The 22,693-nt window shown below is 36.9% G+C and carries 27 protein-coding genes and 2 riboswitches; of the genes, 13 read left to right on the top strand and 14 right to left on the bottom strand.

What is annotated here, in order from left to right; all coding sequences use genetic code 11:
- Positions 1–130 precede the first annotated feature (130 nt).
- Positions 131–238: riboswitch (guanidine-I (ykkC/yxkD leader) on the top strand.
- 58 nt (positions 239–296) lie between these two features.
- The 5 genes from DF281_RS12595 to DF281_RS12575 all read left to right on the top strand — a co-directional run bounded on the left by DF281_RS12595 (position 297) and on the right by DF281_RS12575 (position 2,059).
- Complete coding sequence (locus tag DF281_RS12595) at positions 297–629, top strand: DMT family transporter (protein ID WP_126342627.1); 333 nt, start codon at positions 297–299, stop codon at positions 627–629.
- The gene (locus tag DF281_RS12590) at positions 629–943 is read left to right on the top strand and encodes a DMT family transporter (protein WP_109350615.1); all 315 of its coding nucleotides are present in this window, start codon (positions 629–631) and stop codon (positions 941–943) included. Before DF281_RS12595 ends, DF281_RS12590 begins: the two co-directional genes overlap by 1 nt.
- Positions 944–973: 30 nt before the next feature.
- Positions 974–1,414: a GNAT family N-acetyltransferase gene (locus DF281_RS12585; protein ID WP_373863441.1), complete on the top strand. Its 441-nt coding sequence runs from the start codon at positions 974–976 to the stop codon at positions 1,412–1,414.
- 114 nt (positions 1,415–1,528) lie between these two features.
- Entirely contained in the window at positions 1,529–1,663 is a 135-nt protein-coding gene (locus DF281_RS14975) for a hypothetical protein (RefSeq protein WP_261767099.1), read from the top strand.
- 81 nt (positions 1,664–1,744) lie between these two features.
- Positions 1,745–2,059 carry a hypothetical protein gene (locus DF281_RS12575; protein ID WP_109350613.1) on the top strand — a complete coding sequence of 105 codons (315 nt, stop codon included), beginning with the start codon at positions 1,745–1,747 and terminating at the stop codon, positions 2,057–2,059.
- Between the two features lie 203 nt (positions 2,060–2,262).
- Here the strand turns inward: DF281_RS12575 and DF281_RS12570 are convergent, their stop codons facing one another.
- The 5 genes from DF281_RS12570 to DF281_RS12555 all read right to left on the bottom strand — a co-directional run bounded on the left by DF281_RS12570 (position 2,263) and on the right by DF281_RS12555 (position 7,341).
- Positions 2,263–3,159 carry a DMT family transporter gene (locus DF281_RS12570; RefSeq protein ID WP_109350612.1) on the bottom strand — a complete coding sequence of 299 codons (897 nt, stop codon included), beginning with the start codon at positions 3,157–3,159 and terminating at the stop codon, positions 2,263–2,265.
- A 96-nt stretch (positions 3,160–3,255) separates the two neighbouring features.
- Positions 3,256–3,687, bottom strand: coding sequence for an effector binding domain-containing protein (locus DF281_RS12565; RefSeq protein WP_109350611.1), 432 nt, complete (start codon positions 3,685–3,687; stop codon positions 3,256–3,258).
- A 28-nt stretch (positions 3,688–3,715) separates the two neighbouring features.
- Positions 3,716–3,880 carry a hypothetical protein gene (locus DF281_RS14780; RefSeq protein ID WP_166636143.1) on the bottom strand — a complete coding sequence of 55 codons (165 nt, stop codon included), beginning with the start codon at positions 3,878–3,880 and terminating at the stop codon, positions 3,716–3,718.
- Positions 3,881–3,960: 80 nt separating this feature from the next.
- Positions 3,961–5,787 (bottom strand): APC family permease, encoded by a 1,827-nt coding sequence (locus tag DF281_RS12560; RefSeq protein ID WP_109350610.1) that lies wholly within the window; start codon positions 5,785–5,787, stop codon positions 3,961–3,963.
- Between the two features lie 116 nt (positions 5,788–5,903).
- Positions 5,904–6,032: riboswitch (cyclic di-AMP (ydaO/yuaA leader) on the bottom strand.
- Positions 6,033–6,093: 61 nt separating this feature from the next.
- The gene (locus tag DF281_RS12555) at positions 6,094–7,341 is read right to left on the bottom strand and encodes an MFS transporter (protein WP_109350609.1); all 1,248 of its coding nucleotides are present in this window, start codon (positions 7,339–7,341) and stop codon (positions 6,094–6,096) included.
- A 131-nt stretch (positions 7,342–7,472) separates the two neighbouring features.
- On the opposite strand from DF281_RS12555, the gene DF281_RS12550 reads away from it, so the two are divergent.
- The 6 genes from DF281_RS12550 (at position 7,473) to bioB (ending at position 13,189) form a co-directional block, all read left to right on the top strand.
- Positions 7,473–8,147 carry a response regulator transcription factor gene (locus tag DF281_RS12550; protein ID WP_109350608.1) on the top strand — a complete coding sequence of 225 codons (675 nt, stop codon included), beginning with the start codon at positions 7,473–7,475 and terminating at the stop codon, positions 8,145–8,147.
- Complete coding sequence (locus DF281_RS12545; RefSeq protein ID WP_109350607.1) at positions 8,144–9,535, top strand: sensor histidine kinase; 1,392 nt, start codon at positions 8,144–8,146, stop codon at positions 9,533–9,535. The genes DF281_RS12550 and DF281_RS12545 overlap by 4 nt, the downstream gene beginning before the upstream one ends.
- 120 nt (positions 9,536–9,655) lie before the next feature.
- A complete protein-coding gene (locus tag DF281_RS12540) occupies positions 9,656–10,744 on the top strand; it encodes an ABC transporter permease (protein WP_166636142.1) in 1,089 nt (362 codons plus the stop codon).
- The gene (locus DF281_RS12535; RefSeq protein WP_109350605.1) at positions 10,744–11,424 is read left to right on the top strand and encodes an ABC transporter ATP-binding protein; all 681 of its coding nucleotides are present in this window, start codon (positions 10,744–10,746) and stop codon (positions 11,422–11,424) included. The genes DF281_RS12540 and DF281_RS12535 overlap by 1 nt, the downstream gene beginning before the upstream one ends.
- A gap of 164 nt (positions 11,425–11,588) precedes the next feature.
- On the top strand, positions 11,589–12,179 hold the full coding sequence (locus DF281_RS12530; RefSeq protein WP_370447846.1) for a biotin transporter BioY: 591 nt from the start codon (positions 11,589–11,591) through the stop codon (positions 12,177–12,179).
- A 2-nt stretch (positions 12,180–12,181) separates the two neighbouring features.
- Positions 12,182–13,189, top strand: a complete 1,008-nt coding sequence (bioB, locus tag DF281_RS12525) for a biotin synthase BioB (protein WP_109350617.1) — start codon at positions 12,182–12,184, stop codon at positions 13,187–13,189.
- 54 nt (positions 13,190–13,243) lie between these two features.
- Here the strand turns inward: bioB and cydC are convergent, their stop codons facing one another.
- The 5 genes from cydC to DF281_RS12500 form a co-directional block, all read right to left on the bottom strand.
- The gene (gene cydC, locus DF281_RS12520) at positions 13,244–14,944 is read right to left on the bottom strand and encodes a thiol reductant ABC exporter subunit CydC (RefSeq protein ID WP_109350604.1); all 1,701 of its coding nucleotides are present in this window, start codon (positions 14,942–14,944) and stop codon (positions 13,244–13,246) included.
- Complete coding sequence (gene cydD / locus DF281_RS12515) at positions 14,928–16,646, bottom strand: thiol reductant ABC exporter subunit CydD (protein ID WP_109350603.1); 1,719 nt, start codon at positions 16,644–16,646, stop codon at positions 14,928–14,930. The genes cydC and cydD overlap by 17 nt, the downstream gene beginning before the upstream one ends.
- Before the next feature lie 195 nt (positions 16,647–16,841).
- The gene (locus DF281_RS12510; protein WP_109350602.1) at positions 16,842–17,318 is read right to left on the bottom strand and encodes a hypothetical protein; all 477 of its coding nucleotides are present in this window, start codon (positions 17,316–17,318) and stop codon (positions 16,842–16,844) included.
- Positions 17,319–17,368: 50 nt separating this feature from the next.
- Positions 17,369–17,833 carry a GNAT family N-acetyltransferase gene (locus DF281_RS12505; RefSeq protein WP_109350601.1) on the bottom strand — a complete coding sequence of 155 codons (465 nt, stop codon included), beginning with the start codon at positions 17,831–17,833 and terminating at the stop codon, positions 17,369–17,371.
- 92 nt (positions 17,834–17,925) lie between these two features.
- Positions 17,926–18,606 carry a hypothetical protein gene (locus DF281_RS12500; RefSeq protein WP_109350600.1) on the bottom strand — a complete coding sequence of 227 codons (681 nt, stop codon included), beginning with the start codon at positions 18,604–18,606 and terminating at the stop codon, positions 17,926–17,928.
- Between the two features lie 130 nt (positions 18,607–18,736).
- On the opposite strand from DF281_RS12500, the gene DF281_RS12495 reads away from it, so the two are divergent.
- Entirely contained in the window at positions 18,737–19,552 is an 816-nt protein-coding gene (locus DF281_RS12495; protein ID WP_109350599.1) for a lipid II flippase Amj family protein, read from the top strand.
- 72 nt (positions 19,553–19,624) lie between these two features.
- A complete protein-coding gene (locus DF281_RS12490) occupies positions 19,625–20,242 on the top strand; it encodes a trimeric intracellular cation channel family protein (RefSeq protein ID WP_109350598.1) in 618 nt (205 codons plus the stop codon).
- A gap of 49 nt (positions 20,243–20,291) precedes the next feature.
- Here DF281_RS12490 and DF281_RS12485 read toward each other — a convergent pair whose 3' ends face one another.
- The 4 genes from DF281_RS12485 to DF281_RS12470 all read right to left on the bottom strand — a co-directional run bounded on the left by DF281_RS12485 (position 20,292) and on the right by DF281_RS12470 (position 22,435).
- The gene (locus tag DF281_RS12485; RefSeq protein WP_109350597.1) at positions 20,292–20,789 is read right to left on the bottom strand and encodes a DNA-deoxyinosine glycosylase; all 498 of its coding nucleotides are present in this window, start codon (positions 20,787–20,789) and stop codon (positions 20,292–20,294) included.
- Complete coding sequence (locus tag DF281_RS12480; RefSeq protein WP_126342609.1) at positions 20,789–21,127, bottom strand: hypothetical protein; 339 nt, start codon at positions 21,125–21,127, stop codon at positions 20,789–20,791. The genes DF281_RS12485 and DF281_RS12480 overlap by 1 nt, the downstream gene beginning before the upstream one ends.
- A gap of 128 nt (positions 21,128–21,255) precedes the next feature.
- Complete coding sequence (locus DF281_RS12475) at positions 21,256–21,594, bottom strand: PH domain-containing protein (RefSeq protein WP_109350595.1); 339 nt, start codon at positions 21,592–21,594, stop codon at positions 21,256–21,258.
- A gap of 67 nt (positions 21,595–21,661) precedes the next feature.
- Positions 21,662–22,435, bottom strand: a complete 774-nt coding sequence (locus tag DF281_RS12470; RefSeq protein WP_109350594.1) for a leucine-rich repeat domain-containing protein — start codon at positions 22,433–22,435, stop codon at positions 21,662–21,664.
- Positions 22,436–22,693 lie beyond the last annotated feature (258 nt).

Below are 22,693 nucleotides of genomic sequence, written 5' to 3'. Positions count from 1 at the left end.
GCTAAAAGAAAAAGGCGATAAGACCTTTATATCAGTTTTCGAGTTACCAACGGTAACCCTCAAACTGAACGGTATTCATCCCCCACTTATAGAAGATGGGGGAATTCTACCGAACAGATGTTAAATGCACACAAAGAATTTCTAGGGTTCCGTAAATCAAATTGATTTAGCTGGTCCGAGAGAAATTCCGTACGCAACCACTTAGCGTATGACACGGAAGGATAAAAGCCTGGGAGTAGACTGTTGATAAAACAGCTTCTCTCAGGCTTTTTATTTGAATAAAGGAGGAAATTATTATGAAACATTGGGCAATCGTCGTTTTCGCATCCCTTTTAGAAGTCGTCTGGGTGATTGGTTTAAAACATGCAGATAACTGGTGGCAATACGCGATTACAATCGCAGCACTTGTTTATACTTTCAAACTTTTATTAGATGCTGGGAATCACTTACCAGTAGGTACACTTTACGCAGTCTTCGTCGGACTTGGGACAGCAGGTACTGTCATTGCCGATATTCTCATTTTTGGCGCACCTGTTGAATTCGTCAAAATCGCATTGATTGGCGTATTACTCGTCGGGGTAATCGGCTTAAAAATTGTCACACCTGATCAAAAAGGAGGTCATCAATAATGGCATGGATCGCATTAATTATCGCAGGATTTTGTGAAGTATTCGGTGTTGCCATGATGAACCGCTGGCAAATCGATAAAAACTGGAAAACCATCGTCGCTTTAATCATTTCATTCAGTATTAGTTTAAGCTTGCTTTCATATGCGATGAATACAATCGCAATGGGTACTGCTTACGCAATTTGGACTGGAATTGGTGCTGCTGGAGGTGCGTTAGTCGGCATGCTATTCTTCAAAGAATCGACCGATTGGAAACGCATCGTTTTCATCACATTAATTTTAGCTTCAGCAATTGGTTTGAAATTGTTTTCTTAGCGATTATAATGAGTAAAACATGAAAAAGAGGTGTTCGTTTTGGATATTAAAAAAATTACAACGGCTGAAGATTTAGAAAAGGCCTTTTCGATTCGTAAAAAGGTATTCGTTGAAGAACAGAAAGTACCTGTGGAAGAAGAAATCGATGGCTTTGACGTTTTAGATGGTGATTGCGAACACGTTCTTCTAACAGATGATCATGGCGCTGTAGGTACTGGTCGCGTTCGTCTAGTTGATGGCTATGGCAAAATTCAACGCGTCGCTATTTTAATCGAAGCTCGTAAAAATGGTTACGGCAAAGTAATCATTACGAAACTAGAACAATTAGCTGCTGCTCGCGGTGCTAAAAAAGCAAAACTTGATGCACAAGTTCATGCAATTGGTTTCTACGAAAAATTAGGCTATACCGTTCAATCAGAAGTATTCATGGATGCAGGAATTGAACACGTCTTAATGACGAAGGAATTATAAAAAAATCTACGTTACATGTTGAACTGAACCCCGAATAGTTGATACTTTAAAAAGTGGACCTATTCAGGGTTTTTCTTATTTTCATCATTGAAAGAAATAACGATGAAATCCCTATTGAATATGCAACATTTAACGAATTTACTTACCTCTGTTTGGCAAACATCAAAATATGAGAATATGCTTCGACAATTAACTGTAGAAGAGTTTGAAGAATATAATTCTAGAGCGAAAGAAATTGAAATTGGATAATAAAATGTTGTTCTAAGGTATAATTTAGCAGGCGTAATATATTTGTGTTATGTGATTTATTAGAAGTTAGGAGTTGTAAAAATGGAAAATGAAAAATATCCTATGTGTCATTTATATGCACAAAAAGATTGGGCAGACGATGGACATATAATTGCTAACAAAGAGGGGTTGGAAAGATTAAGAAATTTAATTGATCTTGCTTTAGAAAAAGGGTTTGGTAGAGCAGTTTTTTGGCCAAGTGATATGGAAGGTTATGAATTATATATTGCATGTGTTTCTGAAAAAGATATTAATTTAATTGAATTACCTTATACTTCTGATGATTATCCAAATTCAGGTAAAATGAATAAGATGTATGATTTATTTCCTGAGAAAGTTTATGAACTTAGAAAGTAATAAAAATATATAGTAAAGCTATATTTATGTAAATTACATATATATATTAGTTATCTAGTTTCTGTTTTTAGTTATCTCATGATTTTATTTATGGATAAATCGTTTTGTCTCCAATAAAATCTTTTTTGTAATTTCAAATCTTTTTCTCCTTTTTGTAAAATGACTTTTTAAAAGAAGACTAAAAAAACCGATGAAAGCTCTACTTAATATGTAGAACTCCCATCGGTTTTTAAATTGCTTTTCTTAGGTGGCTTCACTAATGTATAAATAATTCCACCAAAGATGAAGATGATCCCAACCGTCTGTACGATTGAAGGTATGAAATCCAAAATGAACATATCTAAAATAATTGCCACGAGCGGATCGACGAATACTAAAGCCGACACAACAATCGTCGATAATTTACGAATACTATTGAAAAATAAATAGTAAACGAAACCAGTGTGGATAAATCCAGTACCTAAAATATACAGCCAATTAGATGTTGTTAAGCCATTGAATACCGCAAAGTCTACCAACGGCAATAAGATCACAATGCCGACCGCTGTTTGCACAAATGTTAATGCGTACGTCGATAAATGCGTAATGCCCTTACCTACAAACATCGTCAATGCGTAGCAAATCGCTGATAACATCGCCCAGACGAATCCTGAATTCATTAAATCACTTACCGAACCAAGTTGATTCAATCCAACGATGAGGACACTTCCTAAAAAGCAAAATACAATCGCTATGATTGCACTAAATGACATCTTCTCTTTTAAAAAGACACTCCCCATAATGAGGACGAAAATCGGTGCTAAATTATAAATTGAAATCGCCACAGAAATTTCCATAACATCGAATGCTTTAAATAAAAACACCCAGTTAAACACGAGGAAGACACCACAAATCAAAGTTTGAATGACTTCTTTTCTAGACCATTGCTCTGTTTTATAACTTTTTGTTAGTACCCACAGCCCGCCTAGAAAGAGTGTTGCACAAATACAACGCACAAAAACGAGTTCCTCCGCAGGAATACCTGTATTGATTGTAAAGAAGCCAACTGAACCGAAAATCGCCATGGAAATCGTCAATTGGATTGCTGCTTTTAAATTCATATTATTACCCCATGTATGTATTATTTAAATTTTCAAACTATTATAGCATAAAAAGAAGATCATAGCTTCCTCATAGAAACTACGATCTTCTCTTTATTATTCAATCGGAACCCAAAGTTCAACGGAAATTTTTCCAGACTCTAAATCCCGCGTATAAATTTCTACAATTGGTGCATTTCTAAAATGGAAATACTCCGATTTTTGAATGAGCTGAAGAAATTCAATCGAATCATATTCTTCATTTTCACAGACAGCGATGACATACTTACCTGAAGATACCATCACTTCTTCATTCGTCTCTAATTTTATTGAAGAATCTCCAACAATCCCTGCATAATAAATCCCTGTATTTTGAACATCTTTGTCATCTGATAAAATGACACCATATGTCGTTCGAGGGTATTTATGCTGCTGTTCAAGTGCGTTCGATAGCTGATTTCTTGTGCGAATAATATCTTCTCTCGTAACTAATTTTGACCGAAATCCTTTTATTCTAAAACCGCTATGTGTCTCAATTCGAACATACATGAGATCCGCCCCTCTATGCAGTCATACGCTATGATTCATTTCTTCCCGGTAAAAAGACAATACCTAAAGCGAAGCTAATGATGCCCGCGTATAAAGCATATTTAATCAACGTAAATTCTGTTACACCTAAAGGATACAACATCCCAACAACTAATAAAAACATTCCGATATAAAATAATAATTTTGCAGACATTCTCACCAATCCCTTTCAATGGATTTATATATTTTTCTCTATAAATATAACTCTTTCCCTTTTAATGGGTTTTTCAAACATTATTTCAGTAGTTTAAATGGAATTGTAACTAACACAACATTTCTTCTATAAAGTAGGTATGCCTTAATCAACATACTCGATTGGTTGTGTAAAATATTATGCCATCCTTTTTTAGGAATGAATTGTGGAATCGTTATAGATACTTGATAATTGTTTTCTCGCGCTCTTTTTTCCACTTTATCAATGAATTTTGTTAATGGTTGAATAATACTTCGATACGGTGAATACAATGTCACTAAACGAATATCTGGTTGCCATTTATTCCATTTTTCTTCGAATGCTTTCATCTCGTCTTTATCAAATGCGATATAAACTGCAATCAATACTTCTGGATGCAATTTTTGAACATAATTAATGGAATTCTCCACCATTTTCGTAATACCTGAAACCGGTATAATCATGACATTTCCATCAATCGCTGGCATCGGATTTTCAGCATCTAATTTCAACTGTGGTCCTATGCTGTCATAATGCAGTTTTATACGATGGAAGATGATGACGATGACTGGAATAAAGATGAGAATTGGCCAAACATGCGTGAATTTCGTCATGAAGAAAATCGCCGCTACTGTAAAGGAAATAATCGCTCCAATCATATTAATCGCGAACTTCCCTTGCCAACCTTTTGGACGCTCTTTCCACCATTTTTTCATCATTCCTGACTGTGCCAAAGTGAATGGAATGAATACTCCTGTCGCATAAAGTGGAATGAGACTTTCCGTTTTCCCACCGAATAAAATGATTAAGACAATCGCTGCGAGTCCCAGTAAGATGATGCCGTTGGAATAACCAAGTCGATCTCCTCTTATTTGGAACATCCGAGGAATATATTTATCTTTTGATAAATTCACAGCTAATAAAGGAAATGCTGAAAATCCTGTATTCGCAGCAAGAACTAAAATTAACGCCGTCATTCCTTGAATAATGAAATACATAATCCCTCTACCAAAACTCTCCTCAGCAATTTGAGACACGACCGTTTGATGCGCATTTGGCACAATGCCGTAGTAATAAGCTAAAAACACGATGCCCGCAAATAAGATCGCGAGTAATCCACCCATCGCGAGTAAAGTTCGCGTTGCATTGATTGGGGCAGGTTTACGAAAATTAGGGATGGCATTTGAAATCGCCTCAACCCCTGTTAAAGCCGAACTACCTGAAGCAAAAGCTTTTAATAATAAGAATAAAGTGACACCCGCTACAGGCGTTCCAACAGCTGTATGTGCGGCCATTGGTACTTCGCCATTTGCAATTCGATAAATACCAACGCCCATTAAAATAAATAACGAGAGTACGAATAAATACACTGGATACGCTAAAATTGTCGCAGATTCCGTTACGCCTCGTAAATTAAGGATTGTTAGTAAAATAACGAAAATGACAGCCATTAATACACCGTAATGATGCAAAGAAGGAAATGCTGACGTAATCGCATCCGTTCCAGCTGAAACGCTTACTGCTACTGTCAAAATATAATCGACTAATAGCGATCCACCTGCAATTAACCCTGCATTTTGGCCGATATTTTCTTTTGATACAATATATGCTCCTCCGCCATGAGGATACGCGTAAATAACTTGTCTATACGAAAAAATTAAAGCGACAAGCAAGACGATGACACCAACCGCAATCGGTACGGAATACCATAACGCAGCTGCTCCGACAGCCATTAATACAATTAATATTTGTTCTGGGCCATAAGCTACTGATGACAATGCATCTGAAGATAAAATCGCTAATGCTTTTGTTTTACTTAATTTTTGATCCATCAGCTCTGATGATTTTAGTGGTCTGCCAATTAAAGAACGTTTTATGAAACCCATCATAAAGCTACACCTGCTTTCATGAAGCTCTTATTTCAACCAAATGAGAATAAAAAAATTGTCCACAGGCATCAAGAAATAGACCTGTAGACAATTGGTTTTTTGTCTGACAAGTTCACACTTCTTCTCTGTAACGCTTACGAGGTTAGCTGTCGGATTCGGGCAAAGAGTAGCCCTACCTTTCATGCAAAAGGATTCACCCCAAAAGATTGGGTCCCCCGTGTTTTTTACTTCAGCGATTTAGAAATACGAAACTTTTTTTAATTTGTGTTGTAATAATACTCCCGCTTTGTTCATTTGTAAATATTTTTATTTCGCTTCTTCTAAAGCTTGATATTTTGTCACTTTCCCTAAGTAATACCACAATAATGTCGCGAGAATGATTGCGACAGAAATGAAGATGATTCGTGCATCGATGAAATCAAATAATGCTCCGAAAATTAACGCACCAATTGGACCTGTTCCTACTGATACCGTTTCGATTAAGCCGAAAACACGTCCTCTATAACGATCTTCTACTGACCTTTGTATAAATACCCCGATTGGCGTATTTGTACATATATTCATCGCCGATAAACAGAACATAATACAAATATAGATAATGACCGCATTTTGCATCGACATTTCAAAAAATAATGGCAGTGATAATGAAGCTAAAAATAAACAAACCATTGTAGAAGCACGTCGGATAAACGGGACCGGATTTTCCATATTACTTCTCACGGATAAGTAGACGGAAGCAATTAGCATACCGATCGCGCCTGCCGCTTGTATGAATCCTACATTTTGCGAAGGCATCGACAATGTTTGAACAAGGACGAAAACTAATCCAACACTAATAGCAGATGAGAAAAAGTTAATCCACACATTCATCCACAACAAGGATTTAATAATCGGCTTTCCTTTTAAATAGGACATGCCTTGCTTCATACTTTCGAGCATTTTTTCTTTTTTCGTAGATTTCTTTTCTTCAAATAAGGTGAAATCCATTGAAGCTTCCAAAATTAATGCGACAAAATAGGCGCTTGCCATTGCGATTAAAAACACTTCCATCGACACGAATCCGTATAGCATACCACCGATGACTGGCCCACCAATCCCTCCAATTGAATACGAAATTTGGTTAAATGATAATGCTTTTTGAATGCGATCCTTGCCGACTAAACTCGGAATCGCACTTGAAAATGCGACACCGTTAAATGCTCCAATCGTTGAGAAAATCGCTGTAATCGTATAAATTGCCGCGACAGACATGCCAAATGCATATGTGTAAATAATGAGAACGACTACCGACAAAGTAATCCCCGCCATACTTAGTACGACGATTCGCTTTTTCGAAAAACGATCCGCTACATATCCAGCAAACGGCGCGGCCATTGCTCTCGGTAATACATTGAATACCATATTCGTCGCAAATGATAACGCCGAACCCGTCATCGATAAAATATATAAACTAATACCAAAGCTAAACACTGTAAATCCAAGAGATGACAGCATTTTACTCGTAAAAAAAGTAATTAAATTCCGCGTTGCTCTTGCTTCAATCGAAGCGTTCATTCCCCCAACCCCTTTGTTTCGATTCTCGTAATAGTTTATCAGAGTAAACGCATCTGTAAAGGGGAACAGTTGTCATAAGAAACAAAAGCGTATTATATTTGAGTAACTAGAGAAAAAAAGGAGTTTTTATTATGCCAACGATATTAGTAGTAGATGATGATTCGCGCATTGTCGACTTAGTTCAAACACACTTAAATTCACAAGGTTACGCAACTGTTACCGCTTCTGACGGAATGGATGCGCTAGAAAAATTAAAAAAATCCTCATGTGACTTAGCTGTAATCGATGTCATGATGCCCTTTATGGATGGATTCCAACTGACGAAAGAAATCCGAAAGAAATATGATCTTCCTATATTACTACTAACTGCAAAAGATCAAATCGCGGATAAAGAAGCGGGATACGAAGCGGGGACGGATGATTATTTAGTGAAGCCTTTTGAACCGAAAGAGTTATTATTCCGTATTAAAGCATTGCTACGTCGCTATGAAATAGATGATGAGCCTGTTCTTCGTATCGGAAATATTATCGTCAATACGAAAACTTTCGAAGTGACAGTCGATCAACGCTCATTATTTTTACCACCGAAGGAATTCGATTTACTCGTCTATTTAATCCAACATAAAAAACAAATTCTTAGCCGAGATCAATTAATTGAACAAGTATGGGGCATGGATTTTGAAGGAGATGAACGAACAATCGACGTACATATTAAACGTCTACGTGAACACTTCAAATCACTTGCACCACAAGTTCATATTAAAACGATTCGAGGGATTGGCTATATGATGGAGGAGATTGAATGAAATCTCTTTATACGAAATTCGTCGTCTACACAGTCGCAATCATGATCGGTAGTGGTTTGATCGCATTCGTTCTATCGAATGTTTACTACCAATCGAAATTAAAGCCTATAAATGATACGAAAAACACGAATATCGCCTTGGATATCGCAGAATTCGCCAATCGACATCCAGAGGTTAAATTAAATGAATATCTTGAGAATACGGCTGCGGTCGGCTATCAATTTTATTTAGTTGATGAAAAATTCCAAGTAGATAAATACGGAGCTGATTTCCGCCAAAATAATATTACGAAAAAAGAAATTCAAGCCGTTTTAGATGGCCATATTTATCATGGGATTCGTAATTTCCCACAATCGACTTTCGTCACTGGATTTTTTGCCAATGAATTGCAAAACTCGATTGGTGTGCCGCTCCAACATAACGGCAAAAACTATGCCCTGTTCATTCGCCCCGACATTAGCCTATTATTCGGCGAAATGCATATTCTTTTCGGCATCCTTTTCGTACTTGGCTTCCTATTAAGTATTATTTTCGTATTCATTAGTACGAAATATTTAGTGAATCCGATTCGAACATTAACGACCGCTACGCAAAAACTTGCGCATGGTAACTTCGAAGTACAATTGGACGTATCCCATCGTGATGAAATCGGGCAGCTCGCGAAAAGTTTCACGCATATGGCTGACCAATTAGAAAAAACAGAAGAAACGCGTAAAGAATTCATTTCCAATGTTTCGCATGATATTCAATCCCCTTTATCAAATATTAAGGGCTACACAAATCTCCTTGAAAAAGAAGATTTATCAGCGGATCAAAAATCACAGTATGCGACAATTATTAATGGTGAAATTGATCGCCTGTCACAATTGACGAAGCAATTACTACTATTAACTACACTCGATCAAAATAAAAATCTCGTTCACGCAGTGCCTGTAGATATCGCTGCGCAAATTCGAGAACTCATTCGCCAACATCAATGGCAAATTGGCGAAAAAGGATTGATGATTAGTTACTCGCTTCCTGAAGTATCAATTGTGGAAGGCGATGCTACTTTCTTCAACACAATTTTCGACAACCTTATTACAAATGCGATTAAATACAATCGTGAAGGTGGGCAAATTGATATTGAATTACGTGAACAAAGCGATCGTGTAAATATTCAATTCCATGATACGGGTATTGGCATTAGCCCTGAACAGCAGGAGAAAATATTCAATCGCTTTTATCGTGCGGATACTTCAAGAACGCATACGGTGGCTGGAACTGGACTTGGCTTATCAATCGTTCATTCGATGGTTCATTTACACAACGGTTCCATATCCGTCGACAGCAGTTTGGATGAAGGTACGACATTTACGATCTCTTTACCTAAGACTTATAAAATTTAAAAAACCAATGGATATAGTGAAAAAATCACTATATCCATTTTTTTACAAAAATTATTCATATTCTATTCATATTCCCCCCGTATAGTAAGGGTATAAACAAATCGAGGGAGGATGATGGAGATGTTATCACTATCATTAAAAGAAATTAAATTTTTCAAATTACGTTACATTCTCATCGGCTTCATTCTATTTTTCGTTGCTTCACTAGTATTCATTATTAGTGGATTAGCAAACGGTCTAGCAAACGACAACGCTTCTTCAATGAAAAACATGAACGCCGTATCATATTATGTTTCAAAAGACTCTGAAAACCGCATGGATCGCTCAAGATTTGCCGCGACAGACGCAGAGAAAATTTCAAATGCAAACGCACAACCTTTAGGTATTCAAATGTTCACACTTAAAAACAAAAAATCGGACAAAAAATTAGACGTTACGATGATGACAGTAAACCCAGAGCAATTCTTAATGCCATCAGTAACTGAAGGTAAAACAATTTCTAAATCATCTAAAAATGAAGTTGTAGCAGATATTACACTTCAAAAAGAAGGCGCTAAATTAGGCGACGAACTTTATGATGAAAATACAAAAACAACATTAAAAATCGTTGGTTTCACTGAAAACCAAACATATAGCCATACACCAACAGTTATTATGAATAACAATTCTTGGTACAGCATTTTCGGCGGTAAAGAAAACGCTGGATTCAATGCAATCGCACTTAGCGATACTCACGCAAGCACAAAAGCAGATGTGAAAGATGCGATTAAAGATGGTAAATTCGTTGAAAAAGACGCTTTAATCAAAACAATCCCAGGTTATGAAGCAGAGCAAAGTTCATTAATGATGATGTTAGCATTCCTAATCGTCATCGCAGTATTCGTACTTGGTGCATTCTTCTACATCATGACAATTCAAAAAGTGAACCAATTCGGGATCTTAAAAGCAATTGGTGCTAAAAACAAATTCTTAATCGGTTCTACAATGCTACAAGTATTCATTTTATCTGTAGTAAGTATCGGTCTAGCAATCGGTTTCGCATTCGTATTACAACAAATTATGCCTAATGGAATTCCATTTGTCTTTGACTTCAAACTTATTCTTCAATTCGGTGGCGCATTACTAGTAGTATCTTTACTTGGCGCACTATTCTCTACAACAAGTATTGTCAAAGCGGATCCATTACAAGCAATGGGGAGAGCTGAATAATGATTACACCTTTAAAATTAGTAGACGTGAATAAACAATTCAAAGACGGCGATCGCCAAATTGAAATCTTAAAAAACCTGAATCTAACAGTTGAAAAAGGTGAATTCGTCGCTGTAATTGGCCCATCTGGTTCTGGTAAAAGTACCGTTTTATCAATCGCTGGCGCACTACAAAGTTCAGATTCTGGTCAAGTATTAATCAACGGTCGAGACATTAGCGGCTATTCAGATAAAGAAAAATCACTTGTTCGTTTAAAATCGATCGGTTACATTTTCCAAGCAGCAAACTTAGTTCCATTTTTAAATGTGCGTGACCAATTAAAATTAGTGACTGAACTTGCTGGCGAATGGAATGATGATGCGAAAAAACGTGCAGATGATTTACTTGAATCTGTAGGTCTTACAAGCAAAGCGAAAAAAGCTGTACAACATTTATCAGGTGGGGAAAAACAACGTGTAGCAATCGCTCGCGCATTCATGAACAACCCTGAATTAATCCTTGCCGATGAACCAACAGCAGCACTTGATGCTTCAAGAAGTCGTGAAATTGTTGGCTTAATTGCACAAGAAGTTCATGATAAAAATAAAGCAGCCGTAATGGTAACGCATGATGAATCTGTGCTAGATTTCTGCGACAAAGTTTATGAAATGCATGATGGCGGATTACGCTTACGTAAATAGTAATTTCAATGAGAGGTAGACGAAATGTCTGCCTCTTTTTCTACCCCTTTTGAGTTAACTTAAAATAAAAATAGGTTGACACAAAACACAAAAAAGTATTTAATTGGATATTGAAAAGGGTGTATTTCTTTATTTCATACAATTTTTTGAGGGGGATTTTCAAAATGACAACTAGTCAGGCTATGACAGCATCAAAATTTAAAGTCGTCGATCTCGTTTATTGTGCGATGTTCGCAACATTAATGATGATTGGCGCTAACATCACTTCATTCGCACCATTTATGGTAGTTGGTGGTGTACCCATTACACTACAAAGTTTCTTCGCCATCTTAGCTGGATTAATGCTAGGAAGTAAACGTGGTGCAATCGCCGTAACGGTCTATATGTTAATCGGATTAGCAGGCGCTCCTGTATTCGCTCGTTTCAGCGGCGGATTTAGCCAAATTTTAAGCCCTACTTTCGGCTTTATTATTGCCTTTATTTTCGCAGCTTATATCGCAGGGAAAATGATTGAAAAGAATAATTCAAAAACGATGTACGTTGCAGCAGCAATGGTCGGTATCACATTCAGTTACCTTGTCGGCACGAACTGGATGTACTTCGCTTATAAACTATGGTTTGCAGCACCAGAAGGATTTACATATGGTATGGCGTGGTTGTGGATGCTACCGCCTTTACCGAAAGATATTATCTTATCTGTATTATCAGGATTCTTTGCATATCGTATGCGAAATGTAATTAAAGGGGTGCGCTAATGATGACAAAATATGATGAACTTGCCACGAAAATTATCGACAGCAATTACTTATTAACGGATGAAGAAGCGATTGAAATTCTAACTTCGCCAAAAGAAGATTTACTCGTACTTTTACAAGCGAGCTATCGCATTCGCCATCATTACTTCGGTAATAAAGTGAAATTAAATATGATTATTAATACAAAATCAGGCCTATGTGCTGAAAACTGTGGTTACTGCGCTCAGTCAATCATCTCGAAAGCGCCGATTGAAAAATATGCCATGATGAAACAAGAGGAAATCGTCGAAGGTGCTAGACGAGCAAGTACAGTCCAAGCAGGAACTTACTGCATCGTCGCAAGTGGTCGCGGCCCAGTTAATCGCGAGCTTGAAATCGTCATTAATTCTGTAAAAGAAATCAAAGCTGAAAATCCGAATATGACGATTTGTGCATGTCTTGGAATTTTAAAGCCAGATCAAGCAGAACGATTAAAAGAAGCTGGTGTTGACCGCTACAACCATAACTTGAATACTTCTGAAAATCATCATGAATCGATTACGACATCTCACACTTATACAGATCGTGTTGGAACAGTTGAAAAAGTGAAGACAGCTGGCATTTCACCATGTTCTGGTGTCATCATCGGTATGCGAGAAACATTCCAAGATGTCGTACAAATGGCGAAAAGCTTACGTGTACTCGATGCTGATTCGATCCCTGTAAACTTTTTAAATGCTGTTGATGGGACACCACTTGAAGGTACAAAGGAAGTTACACCGCTTTATGCTTTACGTGTCCTTTGCCTATTCCGCATGATTAATCCAACGAAGGAAATCCGCGTTTCTGGTGGTCGCGAAGTGAATTTACGAAGTCTGCAACCTTTCAGCCTTTACGCTGCCAATTCGATTTTCATCGGAGATTATTTAACAACGGAAGGTCAGGAAGAATCTTCAGATATTCAAATGCTTGAAGATTTAGGATTTGAAGTAGATTTAGAACCATTAACGAAAGATTGCGTAACACATTAATCCATTACACATAAAAATCCCGTATGATCATTGAATCATACGGGATTTTACTATTTAAAATAATGCAATTGTATTTCGTTCAATTTCTTTTAAAGTCATATAAAGCCCTTGTTGTTCCATCAACTCTTCTGGTTGACCTGCTTGTACAAGTTTACCATCTTCCATTACGAGTATTTGATCCAGATCTTCAAGCCCAACTAAACGATGACTCACGAGAAGAACCGTTTTACCAACTGTTTTCTTCATTAACTTTTCATGCAATTTTCTCGCTGTTGATGGGTCCAATGCGGAGAATGGCTCATCTAATAACCAGACCGAAGTATCTTTCAACCACATTCTAGCAAGTGCGAGTCTTTGCTTCTCACCACCTGAAAAATTCTCCCCTTTTTCATCCACATGTTGATCCAAGTCAAAATCAAGTTCCATCTCATCAAGTACTTCACGTAACTCATCATCCGTCGCATCTCGTTTTGCGATGATTAAGTTTTCTCGTACAGTACCGTAGAAGAAATGATTCTGTTGGAGTAGCACCGTCACTTTCGACCATAAATCTTCAGACTTAATCTCTTCTAAAGGTTGCCCTGCAATTCGAATGATCCCTTTTTCAACTGAATACATATCCAGTAGCAACTGCATAATCGTTGACTTCCCTGAACCACTTGGCCCGACAATTGCGGCTCTCGTTCCCTGTGGTACGACGAAATTAATATCTTTCAAAGTCGCAGTATCCGCATAGTTAAATGACACTTCTTGCATCGCCAATGAAAATGGTTGTTTTTTAATCAATGTACCTACATCCGATTCCTTCCCTAGAGGCTCTGTAACGACTTCATCCAATCTTGCCATCGCTTGTTCTGATTCCTTTTTAAAAGTCGGTACAAGCGCCATAGGAATCGCAAAATCGAATACTGTCAATGTCATCAACACGAGCATCGCTAAAAATAGTCCATTCAACTGACCTGTCGTCACGAAATACGAACCGAGAATTAACACGCCCGCTACCGTCAACATCGCTATGAATGCATTGATTGCCTGATCTCGAATAATCATACGTCCTTCTCTCGCCTGTTCCTCCGCATAATCATCTGAAATCGCCATTAATTCTTCTGCTTGCTCATGTAATTTATGACTTAAAGCGAGGTCACGATAGCCATATAAAAACTCAGTAGCTTCCGTCGATAATTCGCCACGTTTTTTCAGTTTCGCCATTCCAACTTTCGCGTGACTGTTCATCAAAAGTGGTGGAATGATGACTGTTGTTAATACAAGACTTATTAATATGACGAACGCAATCCAACCTGAATAGAACATTGTAAAAAGAATCGTCGTTAAAAAGACAATTGCCGTCACAATAGGCGGATAAAATACTCTTAAGAAGAAGTTTTGTAATGTCTCCACATCTCCAACAATTCTCGCAAGTAAATCGCCACTACGGTATTTCGTAAAAATACGTGGCGCAAGTCTTTCTAAATGATCGTAGAAGTTCATGCGTAAATTATTTAATATCGTCAATGTCGCTTCATGTGAGATGATTCGCTCAAAATAACGACTGACCGATTTAACGAAGCCGAATAATTTCAAACATGCCGCCAAAAGTAAAATGAAATATAATGGTGGTTTTAAGGCAGCTTCAGAAATAATAAAGCCACTCATCGCAAATAATCCGACCGCAGTAATGCCACCAACCGCTCCGAGAACAATGGATAGAAGAACTGCTTTACGTTCTTTTAATACCGTATCAATGAGTTCCTTCATATTGTTCCCCTCCGATCATTTCTCGATAAAGCGTGCTTTCCTTTTGTAGTTGTGTATGAGTACCTATCATCTCAATACAGCCTTTATTTACAACGATTATTTGATCCGCATTTACAATCGTATGCAGTCGATGTGCAACTGTAACCATTGTCGTCGTTTTCGCAAACGCATCCATGGCATTTTGCAATAGTTGTTCCGTTTGTAAATCCAAACCCATTGTTGGTTCATCGAAAAACACAATTTTCGGCTGTTTATAAAATGCTCTCGCAATCGCCACTCGCTGTTTCTCCCCGCCAGATAGCGCTCGCCCTCCTTCACCAATTTTCGTGTGAACACCATTTGGAAGTGATTCTACCCATTGATCAAGTTGTGCTAATTTAATAGATTCAGCCATTCGGTTTTCATCAAATTCACCTTGTGCCATGGCAATATTTTCGGCTACAGTTCCTGTGAATAAATAAGGATTTTGTGATATATAGGACATACCACTAAACCATTGATCTTGTGAATAATGACTTCTCAACTTGTCATTGATGAAAATCTCACCTTGTTCAAGCTCATAAACACCCGACAAAATATTTAATAATGTCGATTTACCTTGCCCAGTTGGACCGATGATTGCCACTCTCGATTTCGGTTCGATCACAAAATTTAAGTCCTTCATCGTAAAATGTTCATCATAGGAGAACTGACCATTTTTAATTTCTAATTTCGGTAATTCTCTTAAAGTTCCTTCTCCCCATTGAACGGGTTGATCCTGCGTATTCAATTCCTTTTCAATCACTTCCGCAGCAGCCATCGACCCTCGCCCTGTATGGAATGCACTGCCTAAATCTTTTATTGAATTATAAAATTCTGGCGCAATCGCAAGAATGAAAAACGCTTCCGCAAAATGCATCGTTTCAAAAGTAATCATTTGGTACGCGATTTCAATGGCAATTAAACCAATGCCCAATGTCACAACGAGCTCAATGAAAAAAGTTGAAGCGAATGCTACTTTTAAAATACCCATCGTTGATTTTTGGAAAGTTCGATTACTTTTCTCTAATTCATCTCGTTGTTTCTTCCCTTGCCCGAACAATTTCAACGTTTGTAGCCCTTGTACTAAATCTAAAAATTTCCCTGAGAAATTCGATAACTCCATCAATTGCTTCTCAGATTTCTTCTGCGTCTGCATCCCAACAATAATATAAGCAACTGGAATCAGTGGCGCAGTGAATAATAAAATCAAACCACTATAAAAATGTGTCATCGTCACAGCTACTAATAATACAATTGGCACGATGATCGACTTAATCACTTGTGGCATATAATCTCGGTAAAAACTTTCTAATTGATCAATCATCTCGACGAGCATCGTTACTTTACTACCCGCCTGTCCTTTCATCGATGATTGTAGGGGATTTTTCTCCCATTTTCTAAGCAATGCCTGACGTACTTTCTTTTTCACACGCATCGACATTTTGACACCTAAATAGTTATTCCATGAATTAAATAACACGCGTAAAACAATCGCTCCTATTAATATGCCAAACAATGGCAAAAGCGATTGGAAACTATTTTTATTTATGAATACAGCGTCGACGACTTTTACGATCATCGCTGATTGAATTATGATTGCAAAACTAATGAACAATGAAAAAATAATATTACCAACTAATACGCCTTTTTCTTTCATCGCCCAACTTTGAAGCCATTTCATCCGAACACCTTCTTTCTTCGATAACCTAACTATAAAATAACTATTCCTTTTTTTCCTCCTTCTGTAACCCTTTATTGACGGAGTTCCTTTTTCCTTCACAAAGTTTCCACCTGTTATTCACAAAGTCACGTATATGTAAGAATTTAGACATAAAAAAAGAAACCGCCACTCATGTAGAGCAGGCGATTCCCTCCATTATTGATGCCATGTATATGTGTACAGTTCTTTATTATGATAGACAGCTATGAAATAATCATCGCCATTATTCTTCTCTTTATAAAAACCGTAATCACCTTCAGTTAGTTTCGGGTGATGTTCTTCGAATGATGCTTTCGCATCCTTACGCTCAGCAATCGTCTGTTTTTCAAAATTCCGAATCTTCTCTTCATACTGTTCTAAAGTTTTCGCAGTTAATTTCTCCATACCTGAATCTTTCAGAGATGGTGCTTCCTTAAACGCGTATAAAGTTGCCCACTGACCATTGCCGGACTCTGTTGATTCCGTCGCATAAATCGGTGTTTCTGAATCTGGAGCAGGAATCGTAATCCCCCATTCCTTTTCGTATGCATCTACAACTACTTGCGGATCCGTACCACCCTTACCAAGAAGAATGAAAAGAGCCGAGGTGATTAAAATGACGAACAAAAGGATAAAATAATATTTCTTTTTCATTTAGTTACTCCTAACATGTTGATATTATAAGCATACCAAAAACGCTCGAATTATACTAAATGATACCCTAATATGATTAATTCTCCATTGCGACCAGGCATACGCTTTCCGTGATCCATATAGCCGCTTTTTTCATACAATTGATGCGCGCGATCATTGCCGCTGTCGACCGCTAATGTAATCTCATTCTTTGTTGGATAATGTTCCTTAACAAATGCCGGTAACTTCTCTAATATTTTGCGTGCATAGCCTCTTCCTTGATAACGGAAATCCGTTGAAAATGACCGCAATAATACACTGTCTGGACCACCTAGAAATTCAGCTACACCAGCCCCTTCCTGTAAGACAAAAAACGACACAAATAAATCATCTTCAAAAGCTAAAATAGCATTTCGATCATCATCTAAATGCTTCACTGCTTCAATTGGCGAAGCGGTATATAGCAACTGATCTTCAGTTAAAATATATTGCTGTAATGCAGCCTCATATTGTTGAGAATATTTGATTAAATCCATACTAACACCCCTTTAACAAATCATACCAAAAAGAACATACGTTCGCAACTTAAATTGAAAAAGCGCACAATTTTAATGTACGCCCCATAAATTTACTTCAATGATTGAATTGTCTTTGCAATCTCACTACCCATCGTTAATTTTTGTCCTTCATAAACTGTTAAACCTTTTCTCATTTTAAAATAAGAATAATCTTCATGATCATCCACATATATCACACCATAATCCTTCTTAATTTCGAATGGTTCGCGATGAACAAACGAAACAAGTTTTTTCGCTTGCTCTAGCGCTCTTCCACTATCTTTTGTCGTCGTGTGGATTGTATAGGCCCAACCTCGATGATTCCAAGATGTCCACAATGATCCTGCTCCGGCATCTTGATATCCTTTTTGACGATTGCCTAAACTTACTTTTCTACCTTGCTTCGTAAAATCCATATAGGCTAATGCTTTTTTCGCAGCAGCTTCAGTTTTATATGTCGTTCCCTTCATCGTCATTTGCGGTTTTAATTTATTCAAATCGACTGAATTAATCGGTACATTTTTATGAACCGCATAATATTTAACATAGTATTTATTTTTTGAAGAAATCGTTTTTGCAGTCCAATATTTTTCCTTAACTGGCTTCAAATAATTCGGTAATAGAACAGGTACATCGGTTGTTAATTGCTTTTTCACATTGGCGTTAATAGATGAAGGCTGTACTGCTTGAACTCCAGTCGCAAAACTGAAAACAATTGATAAACTCGTAACCACGGGTATTACTTTTCTCATAATAATCCCCCCATATTCTTTTTAATTAAATTCCCTTTTGAAGCAAAAATAAAACTGATGCTTTTTGACGAACATCTTGATACATTAATAGTACACTTTGATGGTTTAATCACATAAGGAGGAAGGTCATTTGACGGAATTAATTACGACTCAAGTCATTTATATAGCGCTTTTCATATTAATTATTCACTCGATTGAAACACTTGCCTATTCTGTTCGATTGTCTGGCGCAAGAATCGGTTTACTTGCTTCCGCGTTATCACTTTTCAATATTTTAGTTATGGTGTCACGCATGGCAAATATGATGCAACAGCCATTCACAGGTAATTTACTCGACCGTGCATCCGAAACTGGTTCGATCGAGCAGTTAGAAAGTCAGTTCCGCATCATTATCGGCGCTTCTACTTTAGGCACTTTACTCGGCATTTTATTATTCCCGACATTTATCGCCTTATTTTCAAGAGCCATCGTACATCTTACCGAGGTAAATGGTTCAGTACCGGCACTTTTCAAAAAAGGACTTACGGGCGGTTACTTAAAACGAGGGTTAAAACATATCCATTTCCCTCGTTTCTCTGATTTAAAGGGCGTTCATTGGAATGAAGTACCGTATCGCTTATTTTTCATCAATATTGTCATTACAGCGATTTATACAATTGGTGTTTTATCCGCTTTATACGCCGCTGCACTTGCTCCAGAACGTGCTTCAACAGCGATTATGGCATCTGGTTTAATCAATGGTGTCGCAACGATTTTATTAATCGTACTCATCGATCCAAAAATCTCTGTCATGGCAGATCGCGTATTAAAAGGTAGTGGAAGTTATGAACAATTAAAGGCCGCGAGTTTCATGATGGTCATGTCGAGACTGCTTGGTACTTTGCTCGCTCAAGCATTATTTATCCCGGTTGCGTATTATATCGCCTGGTTCACGAAATTCATTTAAAAGTAAATTTAGTTGTAATTTACGTCATTTTTGATACAATACGTATGGCAATTATGAAAGGAGGTTTGACCGATGTCTTGGGAAGTTTTAAGTATTATTGGTACTGTAGCATTCGCAATTTCTGGTGCGATTGTTGCGATGGAAGAAGAGTATGATTTATTCGGTGTGTATTTACTTGGGATTGTCACTGCATTTGGAGGTGGTGCAATCCGTAACTCATTAATTGGTGTACCCGTTTCAGCACTTTGGGAACAAACATTAATGTTTCAAATTGCACTAGTTTCGATTACGCTCGTTTTCCTTTTTCCGCAAAAAAGTCTTGCACATTGGAATCGTTGGGGCAATTATTTTGATGCCATCGGTCTTTCCGCTTTCGCAATACAAGGAGCGTTATTCGCAGTAAATCTAGGACTGCCTGTTTCAGCAGCGATCGTCGCAGCCATTTTAACTGGGTCTGGTGGCGGTATTATCCGTGATTTACTAGCAGGTCGCCGTCCACTCGTTCTAAAACACGAAATTTATGCGGTGTGGGCTGGGATTGCAGGATTGATTATTGGACTGGAATTGATTAAAGCGGATTGGGTACTTTACACATTATTCGTTGTCATTACAGCATTACGAATCGTTTCGTACATCTTCAAATGGTCATTACCATTCAAATCTTTGAAACCGACCATTATTAATAAATAACGTATATTATAAAAAAACAGGAATCGCATTTTTCTACGCGATTCCTGTTTTATTTTTGGATTGCCTCTTTCCAGAGGACTAATTTTTCATCATAACTTTTCACATTCTTACCTGGAACAGGACTCGTTGAAGGCAGTCGAATGAATTCAATATGTGGCCAACCTGATTGTTTATAATACTTTTTGAAAACTTGTTCTGCTTTTCCACCATTGAATAGTACTTTTCGAATTTGTGGATATTGCTCGAATAACCAAGCGAAATCATTTGGGATTTCTTTTTTAATTGCGGAATCCAAACTGCCTTGGCGTTCACATGAAGCGATTGTATCCCATAAACTTATTTTATGATGCAGTAAAAATGCTAAACGTTCTTCATATTTTTCTGGAATTGGTTCATCAAAAATCGTCGTCAGTATCGACCAAAAATGATTGCGTTCATTGCCATAATACTGTTGGCGATCCAAGGAAATTCGCCCCGGCATCGACCCTAAAATTAATAACTCGCTCTTCTCATCAACAACAGGTCGTAATATATTTTGAATCGTCATTACGCTAAGTATTTTTTTAAAGACTCAAAAGAGTTCTCAAGCACTTCGAATGAAGGTTTTGCTGCTTTTGAATCCATTTTTTCATCAATTAAATTACGTAGTTTTACATAATGACCTTCAAAATCAAAAATTGCTGATTGGAATTTTTCAATTTCAGGAATCGCAGCAAATGAAGCATCCATCAATAAATACACCTCAAAAGAATGTTTACTCGCGCTAAATCGAGAAAAATTCTTCATTGCATCTATGCCAATATCAGCCCCATTTTGTAAAGTTTTCGCACTTTCAACAACGGTAGTTGCAGCTTCTAAAATTAATGATTTCTGTGTTTCGTTCATGATCGTCAACGACCCTTCTATTTTATTATGCTCTTTTAATTGTAGCACAGCTATGCAATTTTTTTGAAAATTGTGCGTTGAAAACAAAAAACAGAAACCATTTCAACATGATTTCTGCATGAGACCTCTTATAAATATTTTTGTACGTTTTTTATAAAAGGTTCGACGTTTTGCTCATCAATAATATTTTGAAGCATTTGAATTTCATCATCTGCTTCAAATAAAACACGCGGCTCGTTTTTAAAATTATTTCTGATGACAATTCGCTCAATACTTTTATAAGGAAATGTGTCTTGGCGAGGCTTCTCTCTCACTTCACATAAAAAAATCAGTCGTTGATTCGTTGCTACTAAACGCCCATTACATTGTTCAATTGTACTCGTAGGTAGTCTTAACTCTCCTCTGAGTTCATCAATAACCTTCTCATCAGGTAAAAGAATCTGTCCAACTCGGTCATCTACTAACATACCGCAACAAACCTTTCTTTATTAAGAGTATTACCTTTTAAATACCCACTTCACAAACTTTTATTCTTTATACGTAGACTTTACACCCTTTTTCTTCTAGCGCTTCAATCCACGCAGGAATCTTAAGATGTTCATTACCTCGCATATCAATTCGTTCAATTTTATTCAATTGTAATATTTCAGCTGGTATTTGAGAAATATTATTATGACTTAAATCGAGTTCTTTTAAATTCGTACAACAGCCAATTCCTCTTGGAAAATCAGTCAATAAATTTCCGGATAAATCTAAAACTTCTAAATTTGAGATTGGAACAACGACTTCCGGAATTTTTTCCAATACATTATTTCTTAAATTCACTTTTTTTAATTTCGGTAAAATATAAATCGATACAGGTATGGAATTAATTTTATTATCACTTAAATCTAATTGTTCCAATTGAAACAACATACCAAGTTCTTCGGGAAAATTATGCAATTCATTATTCGCTAAATTCAATGACTTTAATTTCCGTAAATTACCAATTGTCACAGGGATCTGGTGAATTTGATTATTATGTAAGTTTAGTTCTATTTCTAAATTTTCTAGTAACCCGATTTCGGCTGGTATTTCTTTCAGTTTATTATCATTTACGATTAGTGATTTCAGTTGTTCAAATACTTGTAGCTTTGAAGTAAGTTCAATTAGCTCATTATTGGCTAAAATCAGTTGTTCGAGCTTAATACACTCAAATAATTCATTTGGTATTGTATTCAAACGATTATTCATTAAATCCACGTTTGTAAGTAGTTCATAGTTATCATTCGACTGTAGTTCTTTTAGTCCTAAAATTTGACTGTTCATCGTGATCAATCTCCTTTCATCATTACCTATTATACATCTATTAGTTATATCGACCTACACCTTTGTTTTTATAGTGAACATTTGTATGGTTTTCAAAAAATGTCAGCCTTTTATTTTTTCCTAGCAAAAAAGGTTCTACAATAAATAACGTTGGTGAAGAAAAAAGCACCGATCTCTCATCAGATCGGTGCGGAAACTTCATTAACGTTATTTTTATTCAAAAAAAATAGAAAACAAGTGAGTTTCCCTATAGAATAA

The organism is Kurthia zopfii (genome assembly GCF_003143955.1).
Lineage (GTDB): Bacteria > Bacillota > Bacilli > Bacillales_A > Planococcaceae > Kurthia > Kurthia zopfii.
This window is presented reverse-complemented; position numbering and strand designations above follow the sequence as displayed.

Bases quoted from the DNA above. Each gene is read 5' to 3' on its own strand.
- DF281_RS12595 (WP_126342627.1), top strand. From the start codon at position 297: ATGAAACATTGGGCAATCGTCGTTTTCGCATCCCTTTTAGAAGTCGTC.
- DF281_RS12590 (WP_109350615.1), top strand. From the start codon at position 629: ATGGCATGGATCGCATTAATTATCGCAGGATTTTGTGAAGTATTCGGT.
- DF281_RS12575 (WP_109350613.1), top strand. From the start codon at position 1,745: ATGGAAAATGAAAAATATCCTATGTGTCATTTATATGCACAAAAAGAT.
- DF281_RS12570 (WP_109350612.1), bottom strand. From the start codon at position 3,159: ATGAATTTAAAAGCAGCAATCCAATTGACGATTTCCATGGCGATTTTC.
- DF281_RS12565 (WP_109350611.1), bottom strand. From the start codon at position 3,687: ATGTATGTTCGAATTGAGACACATAGCGGTTTTAGAATAAAAGGATTT.
- DF281_RS14780 (WP_166636143.1), bottom strand. From the start codon at position 3,880: ATGTCTGCAAAATTATTATTTTATATCGGAATGTTTTTATTAGTTGTT.
- DF281_RS12560 (WP_109350610.1), bottom strand. From the start codon at position 5,787: ATGATGGGTTTCATAAAACGTTCTTTAATTGGCAGACCACTAAAATCA.
- DF281_RS12555 (WP_109350609.1), bottom strand. From the start codon at position 7,341: ATGAACGCTTCGATTGAAGCAAGAGCAACGCGGAATTTAATTACTTTT.
- DF281_RS12550 (WP_109350608.1), top strand. From the start codon at position 7,473: ATGCCAACGATATTAGTAGTAGATGATGATTCGCGCATTGTCGACTTA.
- DF281_RS12545 (WP_109350607.1), top strand. From the start codon at position 8,144: ATGAAATCTCTTTATACGAAATTCGTCGTCTACACAGTCGCAATCATG.
- DF281_RS12540 (WP_166636142.1), top strand. From the start codon at position 9,656: ATGTTATCACTATCATTAAAAGAAATTAAATTTTTCAAATTACGTTAC.
- DF281_RS12535 (WP_109350605.1), top strand. From the start codon at position 10,744: ATGATTACACCTTTAAAATTAGTAGACGTGAATAAACAATTCAAAGAC.
- DF281_RS12530 (WP_370447846.1), top strand. From the start codon at position 11,589: ATGACAACTAGTCAGGCTATGACAGCATCAAAATTTAAAGTCGTCGAT.
- bioB (WP_109350617.1), top strand. From the start codon at position 12,182: ATGACAAAATATGATGAACTTGCCACGAAAATTATCGACAGCAATTAC.
- cydC (WP_109350604.1), bottom strand. From the start codon at position 14,944: ATGAAGGAACTCATTGATACGGTATTAAAAGAACGTAAAGCAGTTCTT.
- cydD (WP_109350603.1), bottom strand. From the start codon at position 16,646: ATGAAATGGCTTCAAAGTTGGGCGATGAAAGAAAAAGGCGTATTAGTT.
- DF281_RS12510 (WP_109350602.1), bottom strand. From the start codon at position 17,318: ATGAAAAAGAAATATTATTTTATCCTTTTGTTCGTCATTTTAATCACC.
- DF281_RS12505 (WP_109350601.1), bottom strand. From the start codon at position 17,833: ATGGATTTAATCAAATATTCTCAACAATATGAGGCTGCATTACAGCAA.
- DF281_RS12500 (WP_109350600.1), bottom strand. From the start codon at position 18,606: ATGAGAAAAGTAATACCCGTGGTTACGAGTTTATCAATTGTTTTCAGT.
- DF281_RS12490 (WP_109350598.1), top strand. From the start codon at position 19,625: ATGTCTTGGGAAGTTTTAAGTATTATTGGTACTGTAGCATTCGCAATT.
- DF281_RS12485 (WP_109350597.1), bottom strand. From the start codon at position 20,789: ATGACGATTCAAAATATATTACGACCTGTTGTTGATGAGAAGAGCGAG.
- DF281_RS12480 (WP_126342609.1), bottom strand. From the start codon at position 21,127: ATGAACGAAACACAGAAATCATTAATTTTAGAAGCTGCAACTACCGTT.
- DF281_RS12475 (WP_109350595.1), bottom strand. From the start codon at position 21,594: ATGTTAGTAGATGACCGAGTTGGACAGATTCTTTTACCTGATGAGAAG.
- DF281_RS12470 (WP_109350594.1), bottom strand. From the start codon at position 22,435: ATGAACAGTCAAATTTTAGGACTAAAAGAACTACAGTCGAATGATAAC.